Source organism: Peptoniphilus sp. HCN-40583, from assembly GCF_037892835.1.
Lineage (GTDB): Bacteria > Bacillota > Clostridia > Tissierellales > Peptoniphilaceae > Aedoeadaptatus > Aedoeadaptatus rachelemmaiella.
Genome location: NZ_JBBKBU010000043.1, coordinates 1 through 7,836, shown reverse-complemented (window position 1 = coordinate 7,836; position 7,836 = coordinate 1). Strand labels below are relative to the sequence as shown.

Annotated in this window: 8 protein-coding genes; all 8 read right to left on the bottom strand. The window is 48.7% G+C overall.

Features of this window, described 5'->3' with window-relative positions; genetic code table 11:
- Positions 1-314: 314 nt before the first annotated feature.
- Complete coding sequence (locus tag WKT05_RS10365; RefSeq protein WP_148474569.1) at positions 315-467, bottom strand: YvrJ family protein; 153 nt, start codon at positions 465-467, stop codon at positions 315-317.
- An 11-nt stretch (positions 468-478) separates the two neighbouring features.
- Entirely contained in the window at positions 479-697 is a 219-nt protein-coding gene (locus WKT05_RS10360; RefSeq protein ID WP_340414036.1) for a DUF2922 family protein, read from the bottom strand.
- 11 nt (positions 698-708) lie between these two features.
- Positions 709-912, bottom strand: a complete 204-nt coding sequence (locus WKT05_RS10355; RefSeq protein ID WP_340414035.1) for a DUF1659 domain-containing protein — start codon at positions 910-912, stop codon at positions 709-711.
- Positions 913-1,285: 373 nt separating this feature from the next.
- Positions 1,286-1,603: a hypothetical protein gene (locus tag WKT05_RS10350; protein ID WP_340414034.1), complete on the bottom strand. Its 318-nt coding sequence runs from the start codon at positions 1,601-1,603 to the stop codon at positions 1,286-1,288.
- Between the two features lie 546 nt (positions 1,604-2,149).
- A complete protein-coding gene (locus WKT05_RS10345; protein WP_340414033.1) occupies positions 2,150-4,633 on the bottom strand; it encodes a hypothetical protein in 2,484 nt (827 codons plus the stop codon).
- A gap of 210 nt (positions 4,634-4,843) precedes the next feature.
- Positions 4,844-5,338 carry a shikimate kinase gene (locus tag WKT05_RS10340; RefSeq protein ID WP_340414032.1) on the bottom strand — a complete coding sequence of 165 codons (495 nt, stop codon included), beginning with the start codon at positions 5,336-5,338 and terminating at the stop codon, positions 4,844-4,846.
- Complete coding sequence (locus tag WKT05_RS10335) at positions 5,335-6,348, bottom strand: chorismate synthase (RefSeq protein WP_340414031.1); 1,014 nt, start codon at positions 6,346-6,348, stop codon at positions 5,335-5,337. Before WKT05_RS10335 ends, WKT05_RS10340 begins: the two co-directional genes overlap by 4 nt.
- An 18-nt stretch (positions 6,349-6,366) precedes the next feature.
- A complete protein-coding gene (locus tag WKT05_RS10330; protein ID WP_340414030.1) occupies positions 6,367-7,584 on the bottom strand; it encodes a 3-phosphoshikimate 1-carboxyvinyltransferase in 1,218 nt (405 codons plus the stop codon).
- Positions 7,585-7,836 lie beyond the last annotated feature (252 nt).

The following is a 7,836-nucleotide window of genomic DNA, read 5'->3' as shown; positions in this document are numbered from 1 at the left end:
AAGCCCCATCCCCGGGTCTCAAAGCCATGTAAAAATCAATTTTAGAGCGGAAAAATAACTTGAATCCATTACGTCTGCTACGCAATTTAAATCGGGCCACGGCGGGATTTTCCCTGCCACCGGGTTTAAAAGCCATTTAAGAATGGAATTATGCGTTAAGAAAAGAGAGATCACGGATCACAAGGGGTGTGCCATTGGAAGGCAATAGAAAACGGTATGCGAGAGAAAATCTAAGTGCATCAACAAAACAAAATTGAATTTTCGCAAAACTGTGTTTTTTTGCAATGAAATGAGGGACCAAAGCGGTCCCTCTTTCATTGCATTTTGCTTTCGATTGTGTGGCCCAATTCGGCGATGGTCTCGGTAAGTTTATCGAGTTTTTCTTCCATACGGAGGATGAAGTAGCTGGCCACGACAATGGGAAATCCGGTATTGGCGATGAGGGAGAGGATTTCATCGAGGGTCATGGGCGTCCTCTTTAGGCTTGAAAGATGGTGTTGGTGGTGACGGTGGTGAGTTCGCCTTTTTTCACGGCGGTGAATTTGCCCTTGGCACGGAAGGCACCGGAATCGACAATGGTTTGGGCGGCGGCTTTGGCGTCGGCGGCTTCAAGGCCGTCTTTCGGGTCGGTGATGCGCAGGGTGGCGGATTTTTGGCCTTCGTCAACGAAGGTGAATGTCAGGTATTTCTTTTCCATGGTTTACCTCCTTAGTTCAAACGCTCGTTGGTGATGACTTCGGCGTAGGTCATTTTTTGATTGGTGAGGCTGTCGATGGCTGTGGCGGCTTTTTTCAGCGCGGCGTTATCGACTTCGGGGACCAGGCCGGAGAATGTGTTGGCGCGGCGGCGGGTTTTGCCTGCGCTGTCGGTATCCAGGTAGACGATGCGCAGGGATTTGTTTTTGTCGGACATTTGTACCTCCTTGAGATAGTGTAGAGATTGCGGACGGAAGGGGCAGGACCCGGGCGGGGCTTTTCTCCCTTCACCTATTAGATAGAAATTGGCGAAGAATTTTACCTATGGTTTCGGAAGAAAAAAAGAGATTTTTTTCTCGGGCCCTTGCTCCCTCAACCATTAGATAGAAATTCGTGAAGAATTTTACCTATGGTTTCGGAAGAAAGGGGAGAATTTATTCTCGGGCACTTGCCCCCTCACCTATTAGATAGAAATTCGCGGAGAATTTTACCTATGGTTTTGGAAGAAAAGGGAGATTTTTTCTCGGGCACTTGCCCCTTCACCTATTACATAGAAATCGGCGGGGAATTTTACCTACGGCGAGGGGATTTTATTTTTTATTCTTACCTTTTTTCTTCCCCTTCTTCTTTTTCTTCGCCTTCCGCTTTTTCTTTCTCTTCTTCTTCTTCTGCTTCTTTTTCTCTATCTTCGGCGACCTTGTAATTTTTTCTTTTGCCCGGTTTAAGAGATGCAGGGTGGCACTCCCTATCATTATTTCGATTTTACACAGGCACGTTTTTACGCTTATTTCCACGCCCGCTAAAGACCACCCTTTCCGCCGAATGATGTAGAGCACCACAAGGCACAACACCACCGCCGCCATGACACACGCAGGAATCATTAATTGTTTTACTTTTTTCTTAGTCACTTTGAACCTCCGATTATTCATTACTATTAACTGATCGAGCCCGGTGATTTCTTAATCGATCACCGCTTCCGGGGATTCAGTGTGTTTAGAACCACTTTTTAATCCCTGAAGGTATAGACAGTTTTCGTTGCGAAAAAACTCTTTTTTTCGATTTTTTATTACGTTGAGAATTTTCGTGTCCCGTTTTTATAGGCTCTGTAATAGATATGTCTGAATCTTTTTTTAAAAGGAAAGAGCGTCATACTATGAGTCGTTTATGTCCCTTCTTTTTGTCGGTTTTTGGCTGAAAAAATTCTGATTTTTTATTTTTTTCGGTTGTCGTTTTTAGGCTCAAGTTAAATCTCCTACTTACTATTTGTCAGATAATTTTTTTGGAACGTCTTTTTTCACAGACTTTTACTATGTAAAACAAAAAAAGAGCCCTCGCGGGGCTCTTTGGCATACATATTCTGTGGTTTTATCATGGTATTATGTGGCAATTAAGATAATTTGGGCACAAAAAAAGAACCCCGAAGGGTTCTTTTTTTAATAAATCAATGACTTGACTTATTTTACTTCTTCAACTTTAAGCACTTCTTTATATTTGTTGCCAGTATTGGCATCAGCAGAAGCTTCGTTGAAAGCTGTGATTGCTTTGTTCAGGTTTGTTTTAGCAGTAGCAACGTCTGTCGGACTAAGAAGACTTACATTGAGTCCTTCGAATTCAGCCTTAAGATCTGCAACTGCCTTTTGAGCAGCTTGGCCTGCTGCTAAGTCTTTGAGCTCTTTGTCGCCGGTATAGTCTGCTTTTGCATCCGGAACTTTAGCAAGTTTAGTATTGAAAGCATCTAAAGCTTTTTGTTGTGCATCTTTATTCTTAGCGAGTGCATCAGAAAGGTTTAACCATTCTCTGTTGAACATGCCCATGAAGTCAAATGCACGTTGTTCTTTGTCTCCGTAGGGTTGAACTTTAAAGAGAACATCCATACCGCTCTTGATCCATTCTTTGAGAAGGTCTTTATCTTCTTTGCTAACAACTGCTACCACTTTGCTCGTGGGGGTTGCATCGCCGTAGATACCTTCTTCAGGTTTAACGATGGTTGCATAGAAAACTCCACCGACTTCTTCAACTTTGATTACCTTGCCAACGCGTTGTTCAGCTTGGTTGTCGCTAACAACAGTTTGTAAGGTACCTTCAGCCTTAACGCCTGCGGGCATGATGGAGATTACATCAACGGTGTTGATCGGAGTAGCATCATTGCCTACAATTTTGTTGCCGGTTAAGGTGCGGAATTGAATCAAGTCGCCAACTTTGACAGGACCATTGGTGAAGACGTTCGCTTCGAGGTCTACTTTCAGTTGAGCCGTGCGGTTGTAAGCATCTTGTACAGTAATGTAAGAATCATCTACTTTGGTAACCTTCACGATGGGGAACATCTTCTTGTCGGCGTGTTCAATGACTCTTTCAATTACGATGCCATCAGCAGCATTTTTGCTGTAGTTAACAACGTCAAGCTTCTTAGCTTTGTAGTTGTTGGGGAAGCTTGTGCGGATGGAAGCAACATTTTCAATTACTTCTTTTGCATCAACATCTTCGAATGTGATGTTGTAGTTGGTGTTGGCATCCATCTTGACGCGGAGCATCTTGGTGGCATTGTTGTCTTTTTGAACTTTGTTGAAGACGACAACTTTTGCTACGTTGTAGCCCTTGATGTTGGTTGCTTTGTGGGTAGCGGAATCGTTAGCGTTGCCAACTTCATCGTAACCTACGTATACTCTGTCGATGTAACCGGCAGCCATGGTGTTACCTACGATGCGGAGAGCTTCGTCAACGTCTTTAACTTCCGTTAATTGGTTTTTATTAACGTCAGCTACGAAGTATCTGGTAGCGCCGCTTAATCTGGCAGTGAACAGTCGAGCAGTGGGATCAACCAAAGTTCTGGTTACACTAACTCTATCGAAGGAAATGCTCTTTGCATCGCCTGCTTCATAGTTTACTTTTGCCAGAACTGTGTTGCTTGTTTCATAGGTTTTATCAGCAATGCCTTCCCAACGATTTTCAAGTGCTAAGTCTTTGGGGTTACCTAATTCCAATACGTGAGTAGCTTCGCCCTTTTCGTTAACGATGACTCTTACGAGGGAACCGTAGTAGAAAGAGGGGTTGGACAATGCACTTGCTAAAACAGTGCGCATCACGGGAGTTTCGTTAGCTTTTTTTACATTTACATCGTAGCTACGGTCGTAGAGAACGAAGGTGGTGTTGGCCGTTAATTTAACGGTTTTCGCCTTTTCGCCTTGGTTCAAGGTGATTTCGCCGTTTTTGATTTGGGAAATAACGCCCATAGTTTCGTTAACGGGGAATTGTTTCAGGTTGCCTAATTTGTACAATGTGTTGTAGATCATGGTGAAAGCATCTGCACGATTTACGGCTTTGTTAGCGTCAGCGACGGTAACGTCGTCGAAAATACCGAGTTCAGCTGCCCATGCCATCCATTGTGCCGGCCAGTTTGCATTGGCTTTGTTGTGCATGTCTCTGGTCAAATCGGTTTTGCAGATGGTAACCAACATTTTTGCCAATTCGGCATAGGTTACGTCGTTAGCCGGTTTGAAGACATTGCCCGGGTAACCGAGTAAGAATGCAATGCCGTTTGCCTTGGAGCCTTCGGTGCTACCTACGTTGATGTAGCCGTTTGCCCAGTGGTTGAGGGCTACGTCTCTGTAGATGGTCAAACCTTTTAATTTGTCGACTTTTTCGACATTACCGGTTGCGAAAACGAGAAGTTTACTTACTTCTGCACGTTGAATGTTTTTGTCAAGTGCCAGATCGTTGTTTTTGGGATCTTCGTTGACCTTACGTCCTTCAATGACGCCTTCGTTTTGCAGCCATTTGATCTTTTCGGTTTTACCTGTGATTTTAGGTACAACTTTTTCAGTTGCCTTGGGAGCTTCTTTAGCTTCCTTTTTTTCAGCAGGTTTTGCCGCAAAGACGGAGCTGAATGTGCCAAGTACCATGACTAGTGCGAGTACAAGGCTAAGAAATTTCTTGTTCATCTTGTCTTTCGACCTCCTTATGAATTTTCAGATTCTTCCAGGCATATTCCTGTGAATCTTACATCATTATACCATTGAGCGGCCCTTGCTTCAAGCATTGAAGTAAAGTCGCTCCATGTCATGAGAATGCCGTATACTTTCGGATTCTCGATGTAGCTTCATTATACACGAGTCCCGCAGGGTTTTAAATTACAGTTCTATGACAGGGGTTTATTTTTTATTGTTTTGTAACTTTTCCAGGGCGAGGATGGCGCAGGCGGCTTCTTCCACGGTGGTGTTTTTTACGATGTGGTGGGCGGCGGCTTGATAGATGGGTTTTCTTTCCCTATAAAGTTTTCTTAGGGTTTCGATGCCGCCTTTTGAGAGGGGGCGGCCGTCGGTGGCCAGCTCTTCCAATGGGCGGGTGATCCAGTAGAGGGTGCCTGTGTGCTTGAGGGCAGCTGTGTTTTCGGGATCGAGGAGGCTGCCGCCGCCGGTGGCGATGACGACGGCTTTTTCTTTCGCGGCTTGGATGACGGCCCCCTTTTCGTAGGCGCGGAAGGCTTTTTCTCCTTGTTGTTCGAAGATTTTGGGGATGTCGCCGTGTTTTTTGATGATTTCGGTGTCGATGTCGATACATTTTCTATTTAGTTTTTCGGCGACGGCTTCGGCGACGGAGGTTTTGCCCACGCCGGGCATGCCGATGATGACGATGTTTTTTGTCATTGGTTTTCTCCTATTTTTTCAAAGAGGGCGATTTCTTTTTGCCGCTCGCACCACAGATCGAGGATTTCAATTGCGGCGGCGGCTTCGAGCACCACGGGGATGCGGCACACGAGGGCGGTGTCGTGGCGGCCTTTTAATTCTATTTCGGTGTTTTTCCCCCGGCGATCGACGGTGTGTTGTTTTTTTCCGATGGATGGGGTGGGCTTGACGGCGACGGTGATTTCCATGGCTTCTCCCGTGGTGATGCCGCTTAAGGTTCCGCCGGCGCGATTGGTTGTGGTGTGGATGTGGCCGTTTTCTTCTATATAGGGGTCGTTGTTTTGGCTGCCTTTTAATCGGGCGGCTGCATCGCCCGCCCCGAATGCCACGCTTTTTACGGCGCCGACGCTGTAGATGGCGTGGGCCAGGGCGCTTTGGGCGGAGTTTTCGCGGGGGCCGCCGAGGCCCGCCGGCACGCCTGTGATGCATAGTTTTACGATGCCGCCGAGGCTGTCGTGCTCTTCTTTGGCTTGTGCTAATGCTTTTTGTTGACGCGCGGGGTCTTGTTCTCCCCCGATTTCGGTGATTTCTGATGTGATGCGGATGTTTTGTGTCTTTAGGAAATCGGCTGCGATGGCGCCTGCGGCGACGAGGGGGGCGGTGAGGCGGCCGCTTCGGTAGCCGCCGCCCCGGGGGTCGTCGGCGCCGAAGGTTTTTACATGGGCGGTGTAGTCGCCATGGCCGGGGCGGTAGGGCAGGTTTTCGTAGTCTTCGCTTTTTGTGTCTTTGTTTGGGATCCAGATGGCCAGCGGGTCGCCTGTGGTTTTGCCTTTGTAGGTGCCGGAGAGGATTTCCCATGGATCGGGCTCTTTGCGGGGGGTGGCGTAGGGGCCTTCGGGTCTGCGGCGGGCGAGGGCGCTTTCGATGGCGGCTTCATCCACGGGGATGTGGGGCGGCATGCCGGTGATGAGGGCGCCGACGCCTTTGCCGTGGCTTTCGCCGAAGAGGGTGATGCGGATGTTTTTTCCCATGGTGTTCCTTTCTGTTTCTTATCTGTTTCTGTTTTCGCTTTTGTTTTCGTGGATGAGGGGGAGTTTTTCCACGGCGGTGTAGAAGCCGGGCCAGCTTTTGTTTGCGGCTTCGGGGTTTTTCAATGTGATGGGGCCATTGGCCGCGCAGGCGGCGGCAAAGCCGGCGAAGGCGATGCGGTGATCGCCGAAGGTGTCGATGGTGGCGGGGCGAATGTTTCCCGGCGCGACGACGAGTGTGTCTTCTGTGGCTTTCGTGTCGATGCCCAGGGCGCGGAGCATGGCGGCGGTGGCGGCGATGCGGTCGGTTTCTTTGGTGCGGAGGCGGCGGATGCCGGTGAAGGTGGCGCCGTGTTTTGTGGCGAGGACGGCGAGGGCCATGAGGAGGTCGGGGGTGTGGGTGAGGTCGACGGGGGTGTTTTCTTTGATGGATTTGATGTGTTTGTGGATTTCACTGTCGCCTTGAAGGCTATGTGTGGGGAGGTTTTCGAGGCGGATGCGGCTACCCGTTTCGTTGGCGACGATGAAGGCGGCGGCGTGGCTCCAGTCGCCCTCTATTTCCGAGCTTGTGGCGTGGATTTCGCCTTTTTTGATGATAAAGGCATCGTGTTTTTCGTCGACGGCGATGCCGGCTTCTGTTATGAGGGCGGCGGTCATGTGGATGTAGGGGCGGGAGACGGGGTTTATCACCGTGAGGGTGGCGCCTTGGTTTTGTGCGGCGGCGGCGAGGAGGGCGCCTGTGGCGAATTGGCCGGTGGTTTCGGCGCTGATTTCTGCGCGTTCGAAGACGAGGCGGCCTGTTGTTTTGATGGGCCATGGGCCTGTGACGTTTACGCCGTTTTCTTTTAGGAAGCGGATGCCTTCATCCATGGGGCGGGCGGCGAGGCTTTTGCCTGCGGTGAAGGTGACGGAATCTGCCAGGGCCGGGGCGAGGATGAGGGCGATGCGCAGGGTGGTGGCGCTTTCGTTTACGTGGATATGGACGGGGGCGGAGATGTTTTTCGGTATCGGGGCGATGGCTATGTGATGGGTATTGTTTGTATCTGTGATTTTTACGGCACCACCAAGGGATTTTATGAGATTGATGGTGTCCTCGATGTCTTTTGAGATTTCAGAGAGGTGCACTTCTCCCCCAAGAGGCGCGAGGGCGGCGAGAATTATTTTTCTGTGGGCTAGGGATTTGGAGGGCGGGAGGGATAGGGATCCCTCCCGAGGCCCTCCCTGGAATGTGTGGAGCATGGGTTTTTCCTTTTTTGTTTTGTTGTTAAATATGTTTTTTTCTTGCGGCAAAAGAGGCACACCGTATGTGATTCGATTTCCTTTTTTGTCTTACTATAATTATATCTTCGCGATTCTTTCCGGGGGAGGGAAAAAGGGCGTTTGTTTTGTGATGGTTGATTTTTTAATTGCGTAGCGAACGGAGTTTCGTGGTGCTTTCTACTTCGCTTAAAATATGTTCTTTTATGGCTCTGAAACCCGGGGAAGGGGCTA